We start from the raw sequence: 14,536 nt of genomic DNA on the forward strand, positions 1-14,536 counted from the left end.
GCACTCGGGCCGACGCAAAGAGCCCGGGCAATGCCCGGGCTGCCGTTGCTTGTGGTGAAACCTGCCGCGGGCGGGCCGCGGCAGATCTTCAATAGGTGCCGGGGAAGCTGCGGTTCAGCATCCGCCCCTGCGCGTCACCATCGTCAGAGGTGCCGGTGCGGCTATCGCGACCCGACGTGCCGGCATTGCCAGTGCTGCGCGGCTCGTCCCCGAACATAGCCTGGTTGCGTTCCTCGTCGCGCCAGTGGCTCTTCGCCTCGTCGGCAGTCTTGGACAACGTCACTTTGGTATCGACCGTTTCGATCCAGCGCGACGGGATCGAGTGATGATGTCCGCCGGCATCTGCATCGCTCTTGGTCAAGAGGATCCGGTCCCCGAGGACCTTGTCGACAGTGCCGACGTGCGCGCCGTCGGAGCCGACAACGTCCATATGCTCCTCGACCTTGGTCAGTGCATCGCGCTGTGCCTGGCGGCCCGTGCGCCACGTCGAGAATTCGCGCTCGAACTTGCTGCGGTTCTCGCTGCGATACTCGTTATAGTCGCGGTCGAGCGCATCGATCTGATTGCGGCGCCAGCTGTGGTAATCCGAGTCGCGATCGGCATAGGCGCGCTCGTCGTAGCGCATGTCCGCCTCGCGCCGGCGCTCCGCTTCCTCGTCACCGAACCATGACCGAACCTCGTCGCCGGCCCGGGCAAAGAAGCCCCGGTCATCATAATCATAGTCGCGCGGTACCTGGCGGTCGGCACCATAGCGCTGGCGTTCGCCCGAGCCGTAGCCACCACGGCCGCCGAACCGATCGCCGCGTGGGCCGTATCCGCCGCCGCCCTGGAAGCGATCCCGGCCGAAGCCGCGGTCTTCGCCCTGATAGCCGCCGCGGCCATAGTCGCCGCCGCCTTGCCATTGGCCCTGCCGCGCGCCGCGGTATCCGCCGCCGAAGCCACCTGTCGGGCGCTCACGCCGCGCATAGCCTTCATGGCCGTACTCGCGCGGGCCATAATCCCGGGCGCCATAGCCGCGCCCGCCGCCCATGCCGCGATAGCCATAGTCCCGCCGGCCAAAGCCGCCACCATCTCGATCGGAGTCGAACTCGCCGCCCCAATAATCGTGGTCGCGATCCTGCGCACCGGCAGTCAGATAATCGCGCGAACTGACATCCGTCTCCCGATCCGCGCCATAGTTCCGCTGTTCGTCCTGATGTTCCCGGCGGCCGTAATAATCGCCGCGCGGATACCTCTCGTAACCCATGTCGGACACTCCTTGCATGCGGGGGCGCCGCTCTTCTTTGCAGCGGTCGCGATACGGGAGAAAGCTACAAGCCGGCAGGGTTGTTCCTGCCGTTGCGGATCCGAAACGGGCGGCTGCCGTTCTCTTGCGGCGCTCTGGCGCAGCACGGAGCGCAAGGCGAAATCGCCAGGGCGTTGCATCGGGCCGCGGACCCGGCTAAGGGCGGCGCTCCCCGGCTATGCCGGGACCGGGCGGGGCCGTAGCTCAGATGGGAGAGCGCTGCAATCGCACTGCAGAGGTCAGGGGTTCGATTCCCCTCGGCTCCACCACCCGCCACCTGAGAAAACCGCGGTTTCTCGCATTACGGTGCTGTGCGCTCGTCGAGCAGCGCATCACTCGCTGATCGTAGGTAGCGCACGTATGCTTCGACAACTCGTCGCATAACGCATCAATTTCACGCATCGCGATGGCGAGATGATCTGGCGACAAACATTCGTAATTTCGGCGCATCGGCTCAACACTGCGAGGCCATGGCGAGCTCCCTTACCTAAATCACAAGCGCCTGCGCAATTATGCGGGCCGCTTGAAGGCGCGCGACGAACAGAAGCTCACCACCTCCGTGAGCTTTTGCTACCCTGACAGTCGCGCATTCGAAGTCCCGCGGTGCAGTGCTGCGTGACGCTCTCGTCAACAACATGAGGTCGTCGGGCATTTGCTCGATCTTGCCACATTCGACACGAGTTCTGTTCATTCCTGCACGTACTCGCCGAGAACTATGAACGTGGCAGTAGATGGTTCAGCCCGTTTAACGCGCCGCAAACGACTGCGGTTCGAGCCGCTGAAGCGACAGCACGGTGCCGGCGGCCACGACTTGGCTCAAACGGCCGGCTCCATCGCGAAACTGGCGCTCCAGCGGACAATCGGGACGTCCCAAATCTGACTCCATCGCCAATGATCGCGGTCGGCAGCGACGTCGCCTCAATGCCCGTGGCTGGCTCGCGCGTCCGCCCGCACATGTCATGTGCGCCGAGCCTCAGGTTAGTCAGCCATAGGGTCGAACAATCGACCATGATTGTCTCTTCGGTGTGCACCGCGATCGCTTGCCCTTGGTCGATCGGGCATTCGATGGTGTTCTGGCGTTAACCCTGCTCGTGCCGATGACGCGCGATCCTGTCAGCCATCTCGCGATCACGCGTCTTGGCGGCAGCGAAATTGTGGAAGGGCCCTCAGTTCACTGGGTCCTTGCTAGCGCCAGGCACGAGCTGCCCGAGCGCTCGCCGCACAAAGACAGCGCTTTCACGCGTGTCTTGCCCTCCGCCCCCCCGACCATTAGGGATCCCTGCGCGATAGGTTTCCAGTAATGGAATGAAAAGGGAATCCAGGAGCGAGCATCATGCTCGGGATCTGGAGCTGCCCCCGCAACTGTGACCGGCGAGCCTTGCTCCTCGCGTGCCACTGGATCAGCTTGATCCGGGAAGGCCGAGCAAGGCGATGACCCGGAAGCCAGGAGACCTGCCTCTCGCGGTTGTCCTTCGTGCGGACGGGGTGTTCCGGGCGATCGAGGTTCTGCCTCGCGTGACGACGTCATTGGGGTCGCACGCGCGGAACATTTGAATCCGGCGAACCGTGATGCGTGCCCCGTTGTTGAACGAGGGAACACGCCTTGGAAAGTCACGCTTGTCTCACCGGATTAGCGCGCATTGCGACGGTTACCCCGGCGGTCGTACGAACCGCACCGCCCGACGATCGCGACACCGACATGGTCGGCACCGCAAACTGCCGGGCGAACTCAGCGCCCACCTTCGGCGCATCTGTCTCTGTGCGGAACAACGCGCCCCTCACCAGATGCAAGCCGGGCACCACGTCCCTGCTGCATCAAATGGCTGGCCGCCATCCTGACGCGCAACGACGGCCCCGGCGAGACCTAGGGCAACATCCACAGTGCGCAGAGAGACTAGGTCACCGCACTGATCAACGAGATCAAGCTGAACGATGCCTCGTCGAAGGGCAGTGGCATCAACGTCGGCTACCTGCTGGTCGAAATGTCCGACGGATCGACGTATTGTGCTGCGCCCGATCGGTGCTGCGGGGTAGCCAGAGCACCAGTGGCCTCGCAAAGCTCGCCTCTCGACAGTCTGGCCGCGTCGCGCTCGGCGGCGTGCACTTGAGCTACTGAACCGATGGCCGACTCACGTGCCCTGGCCACCTTCCATGCCCATGGCGGGCGCGTGGCCGAAGCGCGGGCCCTGTTTGGCGGTAGTGATTGGATTGACCTGTCGACCGGGATCGCCCCTTGGGCCTGGCCCACCGGAAAGCTTCCGCTCATCTTTGACCGCCTGCCCGAACCGGGCGAGACTCGCGTGCTCGAGGCAGCAGCGGCGCGCGCCTTCGGGGCGCCGTCCGCTGACCATGTCGTGGCAGTGCCGGGCACCGATCTTGCCATGCGACTGCTTGCGCGCATTCTCGCCGCGCGGAGCCCGGGCATTCAGCATCCGGCTTATGCCGGTCACTTGGCTGCTTGGCCCGGTGCACAGGCCGTCACAGCTCCCGACGACCCAGCAATCACCACCTGTGACCTGCTTGCCCTGGCGAGCCCCGCCAACCCAGATGGACGTATCTGCGACCCAAAGGCGCTGGCGACGCTCGCTCAGCGCATCAGGGTGGTTGTGGACGAGGCCTATGCTGATCCTGATCGCGGCGCCTGCACAATGGCATCGGATCGGCTGGTCGTGCTGCGCTCGTTCGGCAAGTTCTACGGCCTGCCCGGCTTGCGCCTGGGCTTCGTCATCGCCGGCTCGCACGTCACTGTGGCGCTGCGCGCGCTGCTGGGCGATTGGCCTGTGTCATTGCCCGCCACCGCGATCGGCACTGCGGCTTACCGCGATACCGCGTGGCGATGCGCGCAACTCGCCCGCATCCGCGAAGCCGGCGCGTCGCTCGATCGGCTGTTCGCCGACGCCGGTCTGCCGCTCATCGGGTGTGCTCCATTGTTCCGCCTTATCCGCTGCGACGACGCTGCAAGGCTGTTCGTCGCTCTTGCGGAGCGCGCCATCCTCACACGCCCGTTCACTAACTATCCCGATCATCTGCGCATCGGCCTGCCCGGCGATGCCGCTGCGCTCGTGCGCCTCGCCACCGCGCTGGAGGAGTTCCAACGATGACCGAAACCACCGAAGAGTACGCGCGCCACAACGCCCGCATGGTGCGTGTTGCTGCTGCTCGAGAGAAAATGCAGGCCCGCCGCACGCTCGAACGCGGCTTGCTGATCGTTCACACGGGTGACGGCAAGGGCAAGTCCTCGTCTGCGTTCGGCATGGCAATCCGCAGCATCGGCTGGGGAATGAAGGTCGCGATCCTGCAATATGTAAAGGGCAAGTGGGAGACCGGCGAACGCACCTTCTTCGAGGCCCATCCCGAACTGGCCACCTTCGAGGTGATGGGCGAAGGCTTCACCTGGGACACGCAGGATCGCGCGCGCGATATTGCTGCCGCGCGCGCCGCCTGGGAGCGATCGAAGGCGATGATCCTCGATCCGGATGTGAACTTCGTGATCCTCGACGAACTCAACATCGTGCTGCGCGATGATACGCTGCCGATCCATGAGGTGATTGCGTTTCTGAAGCAGCGCCCGTTCACCAAACACATTTGCATCACCGGCCGGAACGCTAAGCCCGAACTGCTCGAGATCGCCGACCTGATCACCGACTTCACCGCGGTGAAGCACCCGTATCAAGCGGGTTTCAAGGCACAGAAGGGCGTCGAATATTGATCCCCGTCGCCTCTATCCTGGCGTTCGTCGGTCTTGCGCTGCCGACTGCGACGGTTCCCGAGCGCGCGCCTCGTGGCCCGCGCATCGTGTCGATCAACCCCTGCGTCGACGCGGTGCTGATGCACGTTGCCGAGCCGTGGCAGATCGTCGCGATCAGCCATTATTCGCACGATCCGCGGGCGACATCGATGCCGCTCGCCCAGGCGCGCCATTATCGCGCGACCTCGGGCACCGCAGAGGAAGTCGTCGCTCTGGCACCGGATGTGGTGATCTCGGGGCCACACGTTGCGCCTGCGACCATTGCAGCGCTGAAGCGGATGCAGATCCCGCTGGTGCAATATCCGGTGCCAGATTCGGTCGAGGAAAGCCTGGAGCAAGTGCGCGAGATTGCCCGAATTGCAGGCCATCCGGGTCGCGGTGCCAGGCTGGCCGCGCAGATCGAGGAGGCAGCGCGCCCGGCCGCCGTGAAGCCTATAGCTGCGCTCGTATGGCAAGCGGGCGGGCTGGTGCCTGGCGCTGACACGCTGACCGACGACCTTCTCGCCCGCGCTGGCTTCGCCAACATGAGCACGACCTACGGGCTCAGGAAATGGGATGTCCTGCCACTCGAATATCTGGTGGCACAGCCGCCGCGCGTGATCCTGTCGATCGGCGCAGCGCATGCGGGCGCGGATCGCGTCACGGCGCACCCCGCCGTCCGGCGCCTCGCCCGGCAGATCACGGTCGCTCCATACCCAGGCCGCCTGATGAACTGCGGCGGCCCGACGATCATCGCAGCGATGGCGCGGATGCGCGACGTCCGTCGAGCGGTGGCGCCATGAGTAGGCCGACGGTAGGGCTGCTCGCCGCGCTGCTGCTCGTCGCGTCCCTGTCGGTTGCCGCTGGCAAGGTGTGGGTGCCGCTCGACGCCTGGACGGCCGCTGACCCGCGTTCAATCATCATCATTGAGCTGCGCCTGCCGCGCACAGTGCTCGCAATCCTCGTAGGCGCGGCACTCGGCTTGTCGGGCGCGGTGATGCAAGGATATCTGCGTAATCCGCTGGCCGACCCCGGCCTGTTCGGCGTATCTTCGGGCGCTGCGCTGGGCGCGGTGCTGTCGCTCTACTTCGGCTACGCAGCTCAGCTCTGGTTGCTGCCTGCCTTCGCGCTGGCCGGCGCCGCCGCGACAACGGTGCTGCTTGCCGCCATTGCAGGACGTTCGGGCAGTCTGATCCTGTTTACCCTCGCCGGAATGATCATCACCAGCATCGCCGGGTCGTTGACCGCGCTTGCGATCAGCCTCGCGCCTACCCCATTCGTATCGTCACAGATCGTCACCTGGCTGATGGGCGCGCTTACCGATCGCAGCTGGGATGACGTGACGGTAGCGCTGCCACTGATCCTCATTGGTGCGGCAGTGCTGGCGACGTTGGGTCGTTCGCTCGATGCACTGACGCTCGGCGAGCAGGCCGCCCGCTCGATGGGGATAGCGCCATGGCGGCTGCAGGCACTGGTCATCATCGGTGTCGCATTCACGGTCGGCGCGTCGGTCGCCACGGCCGGGGTGATCGGCTTTGTGGGGCTGATGGTGCCGCATCTCGTGCGTCCACTCGCGGGCAACCGCCCATCAGCAATTCTGCTGCCATCGGCGCTTGGCGGCGCGCTGCTGCTGACGCTGGCGGACACGTTGGTGCGCATCGCCCCGACCATCAGCGAGCTGAGGCTTGGAATCGCAATGTCGCTGCTCGGCGGGCCATTCTTCCTCTGGCTCCTGATCTCGATGCGGCGGAAACTTGCATGAGCGTGCTCACTGCCGATGCGATCAGCCTGTCATTGGGCGACACGATCATCCTTGACGATGTCAGCTTCACCTTTCGCCCTGGGCGGGTGACCGCGCTGCTTGGCGCCAATGGCGCCGGTAAGAGCACACTGCTCGCCTGCCTTGCGGCCCTGCGTGTGCCCGATCGCGGCGCAGCGCGGCTCGACGGCAACGAAGTGAGCCTGCTCGACCGCCGCGTTCGTGCCCGCGCGATCGGCCTGCTGCCCCAGGCCGCCGACGTGCATTGGAATATCGATGTCGCGACGCTGGTGGCGCTTGGCCGCTTCCCGCATCGCAGCCGATGGGGCGAAACCGACGCTGACCGCGCTGCCGTCGCGCGCGCGCTAGCTGCCGCCGACATGGCTGCGCTCTCAAATCGCGGCGTCGCGCATCTGTCAGGTGGCGAGCGCAGCCGCGCGCTGCTTGCACGCGTGCTCGCCGGAGAACCCCACTGGCTGTTGGCCGACGAACCGCTCGCCAGCCTCGATCCCGCCCATCAGCTTGACGTGCTCGCGCGGCTGCGCGGCGTCGCCTTGCAAGGGCGTGGGGTCATTCTGGTGGTGCACGATCTGCACCTCGCCGCGCAGATCGCCGACGATGTCGTGCTGCTGCGTCAAGGGAGGGTCGTCGCTGCCGGCACCGCGCAGGCGATGCTGACCGAGCCACTGATCGAGGCAACCTACCGCGTCGCCGTCGAGATCGGCACGACACCGCGCGGGCAGCGGTTCATCCTGCCGGTGGCGCGGTGAACCCCGCTGCCACCCTTCTCTCGATCCTCGTCGCGGAGGCCATACTCGGCTACCCGCGGCGCTGGATGCACCCGGTGATGGCCGCCGGCGCGTTGATCTGTGCGCTGGGGGCGCGATGGAACCGCGGGAGCCAGCGCCGCCAGCGGCTCGGCGGAGTCGCGCTGGTTGTTGTGTTGCTCACCGCGTCCGTCGCGTTGGGCAAGGTCGTTGAGGGCGCTGCGGACGGGCCTTTGGGCGCAGTGCTGGTGATCGCGATCGGGACCACGGGACTCGCGCAGCGCAGCCTGCACGACCATGTCGCGGCGGTGCATGCCCCGCTAGCGGCAGGCGATCTGCACACGGCGCGCGCCGCCGTCTCAATGATCGTTGGTCGGGACACCGCGACGGTTGACATGGCGGGCGTAGCGACGGCTGCGATCGAAAGCCTCGCCGAGAGCTTCTGCGATGGGGTGGTCGCACCCGCCTTCTGGTTCCTCGTCGCAGGGCTGCCAGGGCTATTCGCGGTGAAGGCGATCAACACCGCGGATTCGCTCGTCGGCCACCGTACGCCGCAGCTGCGCTGGTTCGGCTGGGCGGCGGCGCGCGCGGATGATGCGATGAACTGGATCCCAGCGCGCGTATCGGGAGCGTTGATCTGCCTTGCCGGCCGCGGTGGATGGGCCGTGATGGCGCGTGACGCTCGCCTGCATGCATCGCCGAACGGAGGCTGGCCCGAGGCGGCCATGGCTGGTGTGCTTGTCCGCAGGCTGGGCGGCGCGGTCAGTTATGATGGCGAGCCGGCAGATCGTGCTGTTCTGGGAGGGGGCGCTATGCCGGATTGTGCCTCGCTCGCTCGTGCGCTCACTGTCTACCGCGGCGCCTGCTTCTGCCTGTGGTTGGTGGTCGGAGGTGTCGCATGGCTGCTGTGATGCTGCAGGGGACCGGCTCGGATGTGGGCAAATCAGTACTGGTCGCCGGGCTATGCCGCGCGTTAGCTAACCGCGGCTATCGGGTGCGGCCGTTCAAGCCGCAGAACATGTCGAACAACGCTGCCGTTGCCGATGACGGCGGCGAGATCGGCCGCGCGCAGGCGCTGCAGGCGATCGCAGCGCGGGTTCCGCCCTCGGCCAACATGAACCCAGTGCTGCTCAAGCCTCAGAGCGACCGGACCTCGCAGCTGATCGTCGCCGGCAGGCCGGTGGGAGTCGTTTCCGCGGCTGACCATTGGACCCGCCGGCCATCGCTGCTGGGTGCAGTGCTCGACGCCTACAATCGCCTGTCTGCCGAAGCTGACATCGTCGTGGTGGAGGGCGCCGGCTCCCCCGCCGAGGTCAACCTGCGCCACCGCGACATCGCAAACATGGGTTTCGCCCGCGCCGCCGGCGTGCCCGTGGTGATGGTTGGAGACATCGATCGCGGCGGCGTCATTGCATCCCTTGTCGGCACCCAAGGGGTGATCGATGCGGGCGACGCCGCGATGATCCGGGGCTTCATCGTCAACAAGTTCCGCGGTGACCCCGCGCTATTTAACGCTGGCCTCGAAACGATCGCTGCGAGCACCGGCTGGCAATGCATCGGAATGGTACCCTGGCTTCCCGCAGCGGTACGTCTTCCCGCAGAGGACGCAGTGGCGCTCGACCAACCGGGACACCGCGGCGCAGGTCCTCTGATCGCCATCCCCATGCTATCGCGGATCGCCAACTTCGATGATTTTGATGCGCTCGCCGCCGAACCCGGTGTGCGCCTGTGCATGATCCCGCCCGGGCAGCCACTTCCCGGCGACGCCGCGCTTGTCGTCCTGCCGGGCACCAAGGCGACTATCGCGGATCTCGCCTTCTTCCGCGCGCAAGGCTGGGACATCGATCTCGCGGCACATGTGCGCCGCGGCGGCCGCGTGCTCGGCATCTGCGGCGGTTACCAGATGCTTGGGCGCACGATCGCGGATCGAGACGGGATCGAGGGTATGTCGGGCACCGTCGAGGGCCTCGACCTGCTACCGATTCACACCACCATCAGCGCTGCCAAGCACACCCGCCGGATCACCGGCATGCTCGCACACGACGAGGCCTGCTTCGACGGTTACGAGATCCATGCTGGCATCACGCACGTCGAGCCAGGCACGCTCCCGATGCTGCGGTTTGAGGACGGCACCATCGATGGCGCAGTCACCCGAGGAGGCCAGATTTCCGGCTGTTATATCCATGGCCTGTTTGATCACCCAGCCGCGCGTGCCGCGCTTCTCGCGCCGCTTGGCGCTCAGTCGCACGGCATCGCCCAGCACGACATTGTCGACAGCGCGCTCGAGGAGATCGCGAGCACACTGGAGCGCGTGCTCGACATCCCCGCCCTGATCTCCATCGGAACCGCTGCCGCATGATCGAACCGCACAACGTCTGGGATCACCTCGACGCGCTGGCTAAGCCGCAGCGCAGCCTAGGCCGGCTTGAGGAAATCGCCGTTCGTCTCGCCACGTCCCAGCAACAGCTCGCGCCTAAGACTCGACCGCGCATGATTGCGCTATTTGCGGGCGATCACGGCTGTGTCGCCGATGGCGTTTCCGCCTGGCCTTCGGATGTTACCCGCGCGCTGGTCGGCGCCGTCCTGGAAGACAAAGCGACAAGCAATGCTTTGGCGGCGGCCACCGGCTGCGCCTTGCGTCTGATCGACGTCGGTGTTGCCGGCCCGCACATTGTCAGTCCAGCCGCCTTCTTCCGCGACGCTCGCATCGCAGACGGCACGAGGAGTATGGCGAACGGTCCAGCGATGCAGCCCGAGCATTTTCATGCAGCCTGGCGCGTCGGCTGTGAAGAAGCCGATCGTGCAATCGACGGCGGCGCAGTGGTCCTGATCGCTGGCGAAATGGGCATCGGCAACACGACGCCTGCCGCCGCGATCACTGCATTGCTCGCGGACGTCCCCCCTGCGGATGCGGTCGGTCGCGGCGCTGGCGGCGACGATACGCTGCTGGGCATCAAACGCCGTGTCGTGAACGATGCCCTGCAGCACGCCCGACCGCTGCTGGCTGATGACCCGGTCGCCGCGATCGCTGCCGTTGCAGGTTACGAGATCGCCGCCATGGCCGGCTTTTATGCGCAGGGCGCAAGGGCTGGTGCCACGCTGCTGCTCGACGGCTATGTCACCACCGCAGCGGCGCTGATCGCCGAGCGGATTGCACCGGGCAGCGCGAGCGCGATGATCGCCGGCCATCAGTCGGCCGAACCGGGTCACGCCGCGGCGCTCGCAGCGCTCCGCCTGACGCCTATCCTCGAATGGGGCATGCGCCTCGGCGAAGGAAGCGGTGCGCTCACCGCATTGCCGCTCCTCGACGCCGCGGCCGCGCTGCTGACAGGTGTCGCACGGCTAAACGCCCTCGGTGTCACGCGTAAAGACTGAGATGGCGCACACCGTCCCCTTCACTAGCCGTTCGCCTGCGTGGGCGCCGCCGCTGCTTGCCGTGCAGTTCCTAACGCGCATTCCGGTACCGGTCCTCGCGAAGCTCAGCCGGGAGCAGGTCGATGACGGGCTCGCTCGGGCTATGGCGTGGTTACCGCTGGTCGGAACGTTGATCGGCCTCACTTCTGCGGCAGTGTTTGTCGTGGCAAGCATGGTCTGGCCGGCAATCATTGCCGCGCTGCTATCGCTCGGCGTTGAAGTGTTGCTGACCGGCTTCTTTCATGAAGACGCGGTCGCGGACTTCTTCGATGCGTTTGGCGGCACCGCGCGCGGTGAGAACGCGCTTCGCATCATGCGCGACAGTCGCATCGGTAGCTATGGCACTGTTGGTTTGACGCTGGCACTGGGGTTGCGCGTGGCAGCATTTGTGACGCTCTCCCCCAGCCTTGTCGTCGCTGCGGTCATCGCAGCGGCAACGATCGGGCGTCTATGGGCGGTGCTGCTCAACGTGATCCTGCCGCCACCTTCCAGCGACGGCGACACCGCTACCCGAATGGGACGCAGCATCCCACGCTCGTGCGCGGTTCGCGGCGTTCTGCTGGCCATTCCCGGCTGCGTGCCTCTGGCGTTGATCCGGCCCGGCGTGCTGCTGCTCAGCGCCGCAATCGGGCTGGCCTTCCTCCTGTGGATCGTGAAATTCCTGCGCGATCGCATCGGCGGCAGCACGGGAGACTGTCTGGGCTTTGCGACCTACGCAGGGCAGCTGTCGGTGCTCCTCATCGCGGCCGCCGGATGATGCGATCAATCCTGCTTCCGCGCCACCGGCCGAGGCATGGGCAGGCCAGCGCATTTGGTTTTCCGGCGCAGGGCTGAGCCGGAAACGTCTCGCGACCGCGCGCGGGCTGGCAGAAGACCTCGCGTCTCCCCCGCTACCCACATGAGCCCTCCCGGCGCGACGCGAATCCGCACCCATTCTGACATGAACGGTCAGCGCATTACACTACTGGCGCGCCGTGGCCCGCCACGGACGGATGCAACTGCCAACTACTGATCGACCCCATGTTGAAATATGTGCCAGTGCATGGTGAAGTCATGGTCGTCGAACGGTGGTAGCGGCCGCCGAAGGCCAATAAAATCATCACTGTCGCGCTCTTGTGCGTGCCTGCTGGGCCAACTTCGAGCCAGCCGCGTATCATGCGCGTAGCGTGACTTGCGCCTTGAGCATCGTTCGGAAGCGTATTCGCTTTCTGAAACGTGCAGTTTTGCGTGCGAAATGGGGTTGACGCTGCGATTGCACTGCACAGGTGAGGTTCGATCGCTTTCGGCTCTACCCGCCTACCTTCCCCTCGCATCCTCATCATGATGGCGGCCCGGAATAGCGCGCGTTCGGCTGCCCGTTCATCATGTTCCGCAGATTTCGCGCCGTAGCGCGTGACTTTCTTGCCCGAGCGTCGTTTAAGTCGATCGTATGAGTGATAAGCTGCCCGATCCGATCCCCGCCGCGACCCTCATCATCTTCCGCGATGCTGGCGATGGGCCGCCCGAGATCCTGATGGTCGAGCGCGCCAAGGCGATGGTGTTCGCTGGCGGTGCGATGGTTTTCCCGGGTGGGCGTATCGATCCCGGCGATCATGTCCTGGCGGAACTGCTCGGCGGCGATGATGAGACGGCCGCACGCATCGCGGCGGTGCGCGAGACGATCGAGGAGGCGGGCCTACCGGTCGGTCTCGCTGAGATGCCAACGGCAGACGCGCTAGCCGAGATGCGCGCCGCGCTTCACGACAGCAAGCCGTTCGCCGAGGCACTCGCCGCCGCCGGTGCAAGGCTCGATCTTGATCTGCTCACGCCCTGGGCGCGCTGGCGTCCGGCTCATGCGCACATGCGGATCTTCGACACCCGCTTCTACCTTGCTGAATTGCCGAAGGATGCGCCGCATGCCAGCGTCGACCATACGGAGAACGTACGACTGGTGTGGTCCACCGCCCAGCAAGTGCTTGACGATGCCGATGCCGGCAAGCTCGAGGTGATCTTCCCGACACGGCGCAACCTCGAACGATTGGCGCAGTTCGGCAGCTACGCCGAGACGGTGGCGCACGCCCATGCCACTCCGGTCAAGACGATCACCCCGTGGCCGGAAACCCGCGACGGCCAGGATTATCTCTGCATTCCGGACGATGCTGGCTATCCCGTTGCGGCAGAGGCGATCTCCAGCGCCATGCGAGGCTGATGCGCCGGCGTGATCGCGCGGCCCGGCGCGTCCGTCGCACGCTTCGCGTGATCGTCGCGCTGGCCGTCGCGGCGGTGCTCGCGCTGCTCGGCTACAGCTGGCTGGTCCGGCATCCTCAGGACACGCCCTGGGCGCCGCTAGACCTCGCGCAGCCGATCGGCATGTTCACCGGGCGCAAGCTCGTCGCGCTCAGTCAGGATCTCCCCCGCTGCCAGGCACTGCTCGATCGCGCCGGCGTCAGCTATACCGTGCTTCCCGAACGGCGCGACGGCCCGAACTGCGGCTATACCGACGGCGTGCGCTTCGCAGCGGAGGAACCGCGGATCACGCCGTTCAGCCCGGCGAACCTGGGCGTCGCTTGTCCGGTCGCGGCCGCGCTCGCACTGTGGCAATGGGAAGTCGTCCAGCCCGCCGCCGAACGCCATTTCCGCATGCGGGTCTCCCGCATCGAGCATCTCGGCAGCTACAATTGCCGCCGCCTCTATGGCCGTAGCCAAGGCGATTTCAGCCAGCACGCCACTGCCGATGCCGTCGACATCGCCGCCTTCCGCCTGGCGGACGGAACCCGCATCTCGCTGCTCGACGACTGGAAGAAGGATGGCCCGCGCGCCCGGTTCCTGCGCGATGTGCGGGATGGCGCCTGCGGCGTCTTTGCCACCGTCCTGTCGCCCGACTATAATGCGGCGCACCGCGATCACCTGCACCTTGATCAGGCGGATCGCGGCGCGGTGGGTTGGCGCTCCTGCCGCTAGGCCTCATCGCGCCCCTCAGTGCGGCAGCGCGCCGGCCTCGACCTTCTCCACCCAGTGCGGGAAGAACGCCGGCTGCCGTGCCGACCATCCCGATGCTGTCGCCGCTGCCTCGCTGATCGATTGCAGCAACTTGCGGCGCAACTCAGGGTGAAGGTGCGGCAGCGCCGCCGCAGCACAGAAGGCGCCCGGCAGCCACGGCCGCACGGCCGCGCCGATCAGCCGCTCGTACAGGAAGCGGTAGGCGGAGAATGTCGTGATCCGCCCCTGCCCCAAGTCAAACGCTGTCACCGTGACGAGCGGCGCCAGGAACGGCTCCACCGCATCGAGGCCGCTGTCGTCGGGCACCATCGCGCGAATGTCGGAAAAGCGCTGATAATGCCGCGCTTGTGCCCGGATGCTGGCTGCCTCCACCAGATCGCGGGACCAGCGTTCCATCGCGTCCTCCCGCTCCAGTCCGATATCCAGGCTGCGGCGTATGTAACGCTGCGTCGCCCCCGGGAAGCTCGCGAATTCCTTCATCTCGGCCAGTGTCATGGCACCTTCGGCCGGCCTCATCTTGGCACTCATCTCGACCACCCCGCCCAGAGCATCCGAACCGACGCATCATGCGGCAGGGCGGCGACAGCCGCCTTGACGCTGATGTG

General features: G+C 66.1%; 13 protein-coding genes, 1 tRNA gene and 1 riboswitch. Of the genes, 12 read left to right on the top strand and 2 right to left on the bottom strand.

Annotated features, from left to right (window positions below):
• Positions 1–88: 88 nt before the first annotated feature.
• Positions 89–1,246, bottom strand: coding sequence for a DUF2171 domain-containing protein (locus tag ACH0CP_RS03980; RefSeq protein WP_294442171.1), 1,158 nt, complete (start codon positions 1,244–1,246; stop codon positions 89–91).
• A 232-nt stretch (positions 1,247–1,478) separates the two neighbouring features.
• On the opposite strand from ACH0CP_RS03980, the gene ACH0CP_RS03985 reads away from it, so the two are divergent.
• The 12 genes from ACH0CP_RS03985 (at position 1,479) to ACH0CP_RS04040 (ending at position 13,892) form a co-directional block, all read left to right on the top strand.
• Positions 1,479–1,554: transfer RNA gene (locus tag ACH0CP_RS03985), tRNA-Ala, on the top strand.
• A gap of 1,002 nt (positions 1,555–2,556) precedes the next feature.
• Positions 2,557–2,760: riboswitch (cobalamin riboswitch) on the top strand.
• A 645-nt stretch (positions 2,761–3,405) separates the two neighbouring features.
• A complete protein-coding gene (locus ACH0CP_RS03990) occupies positions 3,406–4,386 on the top strand; it encodes an aminotransferase class I/II-fold pyridoxal phosphate-dependent enzyme (RefSeq protein ID WP_406888381.1) in 981 nt (326 codons plus the stop codon).
• Positions 4,383–4,994, top strand: coding sequence for a cob(I)yrinic acid a,c-diamide adenosyltransferase (gene cobO, locus ACH0CP_RS03995; RefSeq protein ID WP_294442169.1), 612 nt, complete (start codon positions 4,383–4,385; stop codon positions 4,992–4,994). The genes ACH0CP_RS03990 and cobO overlap by 4 nt, the downstream gene beginning before the upstream one ends.
• A complete protein-coding gene (locus ACH0CP_RS04000) occupies positions 4,991–5,815 on the top strand; it encodes an ABC transporter substrate-binding protein (protein ID WP_294442168.1) in 825 nt (274 codons plus the stop codon). Before cobO ends, ACH0CP_RS04000 begins: the two co-directional genes overlap by 4 nt.
• On the top strand, positions 5,812–6,774 hold the full coding sequence (locus ACH0CP_RS04005) for an iron ABC transporter permease (protein ID WP_294442167.1): 963 nt from the start codon (positions 5,812–5,814) through the stop codon (positions 6,772–6,774). The genes ACH0CP_RS04000 and ACH0CP_RS04005 overlap by 4 nt, the downstream gene beginning before the upstream one ends.
• Positions 6,771–7,541 carry an ABC transporter ATP-binding protein gene (locus ACH0CP_RS04010; RefSeq protein WP_294442165.1) on the top strand — a complete coding sequence of 257 codons (771 nt, stop codon included), beginning with the start codon at positions 6,771–6,773 and terminating at the stop codon, positions 7,539–7,541. Before ACH0CP_RS04005 ends, ACH0CP_RS04010 begins: the two co-directional genes overlap by 4 nt.
• A complete protein-coding gene (gene cbiB / locus ACH0CP_RS04015; protein WP_294442164.1) occupies positions 7,538–8,449 on the top strand; it encodes an adenosylcobinamide-phosphate synthase CbiB in 912 nt (303 codons plus the stop codon). Before ACH0CP_RS04010 ends, cbiB begins: the two co-directional genes overlap by 4 nt.
• Positions 8,437–9,897 (top strand): cobyric acid synthase, encoded by a 1,461-nt coding sequence (locus ACH0CP_RS04020; protein WP_294442163.1) that lies wholly within the window; start codon positions 8,437–8,439, stop codon positions 9,895–9,897. Before cbiB ends, ACH0CP_RS04020 begins: the two co-directional genes overlap by 13 nt.
• Entirely contained in the window at positions 9,894–10,913 is a 1,020-nt protein-coding gene (gene cobT / locus ACH0CP_RS04025; protein ID WP_294442162.1) for a nicotinate-nucleotide--dimethylbenzimidazole phosphoribosyltransferase, read from the top strand. The genes ACH0CP_RS04020 and cobT overlap by 4 nt, the downstream gene beginning before the upstream one ends.
• A gap of 1 nt (position 10,914) precedes the next feature.
• The gene (cobS, locus tag ACH0CP_RS04030; RefSeq protein WP_294442160.1) at positions 10,915–11,709 is read left to right on the top strand and encodes an adenosylcobinamide-GDP ribazoletransferase; all 795 of its coding nucleotides are present in this window, start codon (positions 10,915–10,917) and stop codon (positions 11,707–11,709) included.
• Between the two features lie 672 nt (positions 11,710–12,381).
• Positions 12,382–13,140, top strand: coding sequence for an NUDIX domain-containing protein (locus tag ACH0CP_RS04035; protein WP_294442159.1), 759 nt, complete (start codon positions 12,382–12,384; stop codon positions 13,138–13,140).
• Complete coding sequence (locus tag ACH0CP_RS04040) at positions 13,140–13,892, top strand: extensin family protein (RefSeq protein ID WP_294442158.1); 753 nt, start codon at positions 13,140–13,142, stop codon at positions 13,890–13,892. Before ACH0CP_RS04035 ends, ACH0CP_RS04040 begins: the two co-directional genes overlap by 1 nt.
• Before the next feature lie 15 nt (positions 13,893–13,907).
• Here ACH0CP_RS04040 and ACH0CP_RS04045 read toward each other — a convergent pair whose 3' ends face one another.
• Entirely contained in the window at positions 13,908–14,459 is a 552-nt protein-coding gene (locus ACH0CP_RS04045) for a hypothetical protein (RefSeq protein WP_294442157.1), read from the bottom strand.
• Positions 14,460–14,536: the final 77 nt, after the last annotated feature.

It is taken from the genome of Sphingomonas sp. 179-I 2A4 NHS (genome assembly GCF_045369135.1).
Classification (GTDB): domain Bacteria; phylum Pseudomonadota; class Alphaproteobacteria; order Sphingomonadales; family Sphingomonadaceae; genus Sphingomonas.

What these genes read in the sequence shown, in the direction of transcription:
- ACH0CP_RS03980 (WP_294442171.1), bottom strand. Translation starts at nt 1,246, where the DNA reads ATGGGTTACGAGAGGTATCCGCGCGGCGATTATTACGGCCGCCGGGAA.
- ACH0CP_RS03990 (WP_406888381.1), top strand. Translation starts at nt 3,406, where the DNA reads ATGGCCGACTCACGTGCCCTGGCCACCTTCCATGCCCATGGCGGGCGC.
- cobO (WP_294442169.1), top strand. Translation starts at nt 4,383, where the DNA reads ATGACCGAAACCACCGAAGAGTACGCGCGCCACAACGCCCGCATGGTG.
- ACH0CP_RS04005 (WP_294442167.1), top strand. Translation starts at nt 5,812, where the DNA reads ATGAGTAGGCCGACGGTAGGGCTGCTCGCCGCGCTGCTGCTCGTCGCG.
- ACH0CP_RS04010 (WP_294442165.1), top strand. Translation starts at nt 6,771, where the DNA reads ATGAGCGTGCTCACTGCCGATGCGATCAGCCTGTCATTGGGCGACACG.
- ACH0CP_RS04020 (WP_294442163.1), top strand. Translation starts at nt 8,437, where the DNA reads ATGGCTGCTGTGATGCTGCAGGGGACCGGCTCGGATGTGGGCAAATCA.
- cobT (WP_294442162.1), top strand. Translation starts at nt 9,894, where the DNA reads ATGATCGAACCGCACAACGTCTGGGATCACCTCGACGCGCTGGCTAAG.
- cobS (WP_294442160.1), top strand. Translation starts at nt 10,915, where the DNA reads ATGGCGCACACCGTCCCCTTCACTAGCCGTTCGCCTGCGTGGGCGCCG.
- ACH0CP_RS04035 (WP_294442159.1), top strand. Translation starts at nt 12,382, where the DNA reads ATGAGTGATAAGCTGCCCGATCCGATCCCCGCCGCGACCCTCATCATC.
- ACH0CP_RS04040 (WP_294442158.1), top strand. Translation starts at nt 13,140, where the DNA reads ATGCGCCGGCGTGATCGCGCGGCCCGGCGCGTCCGTCGCACGCTTCGC.
- ACH0CP_RS04045 (WP_294442157.1), bottom strand. Translation starts at nt 14,459, where the DNA reads ATGAGTGCCAAGATGAGGCCGGCCGAAGGTGCCATGACACTGGCCGAG.